Consider the following 742-nt stretch of genomic DNA (forward strand, 5'->3'; position numbering starts at 1 on the left):
TCAGCGTTCCCGCTGGAGTACCGAACTGCTGGCGATAAAAATCCGTGATGTCACCGGTTGTCCGCTACATGCCTCAACCATCCGGAGATGGTTACCTGCTGCCGGGCTGGTATGGCGCAGAGCAGCGCCGACACTGCGTATCCGTGACCCACACAAAGAAGAAAAAATGGTCGCTATCCATGAAGCACTGGCGAAATGCAGTGCGGAAAATCCCGTGTTTTACGAAGATGAAGTGGATATTCATCTCAACCCAAAAATCGGTGCTGACTGGCAGTTACGCGGGCAGCAAAAACGTGTTGTCACACCGGGCCAGAATGAAAAGTACTATCTTGCCGGTGCGCTGCACAGCGGTACGGGAAAAGTCAGCTACGTAGGTGGAAACAGTAAAGGTTCATCTTTATTTATCATACTGTTAAAACATCTTAAGGCGACATACCGGCGGGCAAAAACGATTACGCTCATTGTCGATAACTACATTATCCACAAAAGCCGTGAAACGTTGCGCTGGCTGAAAGCAAACCAGAAGTTCAGGGTCATTTATCAGCCGGTTTACTCGCCATGGGTCAATCATGTCGAACGGTTGTGGCAGGCGCTTCATGAGACAATAACCCGAAATCACCAGTGCCGTTCAATGTGGCAACTGTTGAAAAAGGTTCATCACTTTATGGATACCGTCAGCCCATTCCCCGGTGGAAAACACGGGCTGGCTAAAGTGTAGCGGTATTAGGAACAGTTATTTAGG

1 protein-coding gene is annotated in these 742 nt (G+C 49.3%); it reads left to right on the forward strand.

The window, feature by feature from the left end:
* Nucleotides 1–718 (forward strand): IS630-like element ISSpu2 family transposase (locus M989_RS23995; protein ID WP_064549259.1); only part of this gene is annotated, 718 nt, incomplete at its 5' end.
* Nucleotides 719–742 lie beyond the last annotated feature (24 nt).

It is taken from the genome of Kluyvera georgiana ATCC 51603, from assembly GCF_001654985.1.
In the GTDB taxonomy this organism is placed as follows: Bacteria; Pseudomonadota; Gammaproteobacteria; order Enterobacterales; family Enterobacteriaceae; genus Kluyvera; species Kluyvera georgiana.